This is a genomic window from Mycobacterium sp. ACS4054 (genome assembly GCF_001667275.1).
Taxonomy (GTDB): Bacteria; Actinomycetota; Actinomycetes; order Mycobacteriales; family Mycobacteriaceae; genus Mycobacterium.
Map to the genome: position 1 here is coordinate 1 of NZ_LZHV01000022.1, position 2,302 is coordinate 2,302.

The 2,302-nt window shown below is 69.3% G+C and carries 1 protein-coding gene; it reads left to right on the forward strand.

Translation table 11 applies throughout. The features are described 5' to 3' along the window. Nucleotides 1-109: 109 nt before the first annotated feature. Nucleotides 110-2,302, forward strand: a 2,193-nt coding sequence (locus A5730_RS04650; protein ID WP_082946715.1) for a transglycosylase domain-containing protein, incomplete at its 3' end; no start/stop codon positions are given.

Genomic DNA, 2,302 nt, shown 5'->3' on the forward strand with positions numbered 1-2,302 from the left:
CCCCCCCCCCCCCCCCCCCCGCCCCCCCCCCCCCCCCCCCCCCCCCCCCCCCCCCCCCCCCCCCCCCCCCCCCCCCCACGACCGGTCGCCCCGGCGGCCCGATCCGAGCATCGAGGAAGTCAAAGCGGCGCTGGCCGGCCCGCCGTCGACGCCCCTGCAGCGCGACGCGCTCGAGGAGGTCAAGGCTGCGCTGGACAGCCGGACGTCGCCGCGGCGCGGCCGGACGAGTGCCGGAGGCCGGCCCCCGGGAGGGCCACCCCCGCCGCCACCCGGGCCGGGCGGACGCCCCGGCGGACCCGACGGCTTGGGGCCCCGGCGGCGAGACGTCCATTGGAAGCAGCAGATCAACTGGTTGTGGGTGCGCCGCGCGGCCTACCTGTCGGCGGCGGTGCTGGTGGTGTTGCCGATCGTCACGTTCGCCATGGCCTACTTCATCGTCGACATTCCCAAGCCGGGGGATCTGCGCACCAACCAGGTCTCCACCATCCTGGCCAGCGACGGATCAGAGATCGCGAAAATCATTCCGCCCGAAGGTAATCGGGTGGACGTCAACATCAACCAGGTGCCGGTGCACGTGCGGCAGGCGGTGATCGCCGCCGAGGACCGCAACTTCTATTCGAACCCGGGCTTCGACTTCAGCGGGTTCGCGCGGGCGGTGAACAACAACCTGTTCGGCGACGGCGACCTGCAGGGCGGGTCCACGATCACCCAGCAGTACGTCAAGAACGCGCTGGTGGGTTCGGCCCAGCACGGCCTGAGCGGCCTGATGCGTAAGGCCAAAGAACTCGTCATCGCCACCAAGATGTCGGGGGAGTGGTCGAAAGACGATGTGCTGCAGGCCTATCTGAACATCATCTACTTCGGCCGGGGCGCCTACGGCATCTCCGCTGCCGCCAAGGCCTACTTCAACAAGCCCGTCGAGCAGCTCACCGTGTCCGAGGGGGCGCTGCTGGCGGCGCTGATTCGGCGGCCGTCCTCACTGGACCCGGCCGTGGATCCGCAGGGTGCCCGGGCCCGCTGGAACTGGGTGCTCGACGGCATGGTGGAGACCAAGGCGCTGTCACCCAGTGACCGGGCCGCGCAGGAGTTCCCGCAAACCGTGCCGCCCGATCAGGCGCGGGCGGAGAACCAAACGACGGGGCCCAACGGGCTCATCGAGCGTCAGGTGACCAAAGAGTTGATGGAGCTGTTCAACATCGACGAGCGGACCCTGAACACCCAGGGCCTGCAGGTGACCACCACCATCGATCCGAAGGCCCAGCAGGCCGCGGAGAAGGCGGTGTCGAAATACCTTGACGGGCAAGACCCCGACATGCGGTCGGCCGTGGTGTCGATCGACCCGCACGACGGGGCGATACGCGCCTACTACGGGGGTTCCGACGCCAACGGTTTCGACTTCGCCCAGGCCGGGCTGCAAACCGGTTCGTCGTTCAAGGTGTTCGCGTTGGTCGCCGCGCTCGAGCAGGGCATCGGGCTGGGTTACCAGGTGGACAGCTCGCCGCTGACGGTCGACGGCATCAAGATCACCAACGTCGACGGCGAGGGTTGCGGGACGTGCAACATCGCCCAGGCGCTCAAGCAATCGCTGAACACCTCCTACTACCGGCTGATGCTCAAGCTCAAGGGCGGACCGCAGGCCGTCGCGGACGCCGCGCACCAGGCCGGCATCGCGACCAGCTTCCCCGGCGTGGACCACACGCTGTCCGAGGACGGCAAGGGCGGGCCGCCCAACAACGGAGTGGTGTTGGGCCAGTACCAGACCCGGGTGATCGACATGGCCTCGGCGTACGCCACCCTGGCCGCCTCCGGGCTCTACCACCGGCCACACTTCGTGCAGAAGGTCGTCAACTCCGACGGTCAGGTCCTGTTCGACGCGAGCAAGTCCGACAACAACGGCGAGCAGCGCATCCCGAAGGCCGTCGCCGACAACGTCACCGCGGCCATGGAGCCGATCGCCAGCTATTCGCGCGGCCACTCGTTGTCCGGCGGCAGGCCGTCGGCGGCCAAAACGGGCACCACGCAGCTGGGGGACACGAACGCGGACAAGGACGCCTGGATGGTCGGCTACACGCCGTCGTTGTCGACGGCCGTGTGGGTGGGCACCGCGAAGGGCGACGTGCCGCTCGTAACCGCCTCGGGCTCACCGGTTTACGGCTCGGGTCTGCCGTCGGACATCTGGAAGTCCACGATGGACGGCGCGCTGAAGGGCACGTCCAACGAGTCGTTCCCCAAGCCGACCGAGATCGGCGGTTACGCGGGCGTGCCCGCCCCTGCCGTCCTCGGACAGCGTGTGGTCCACGCC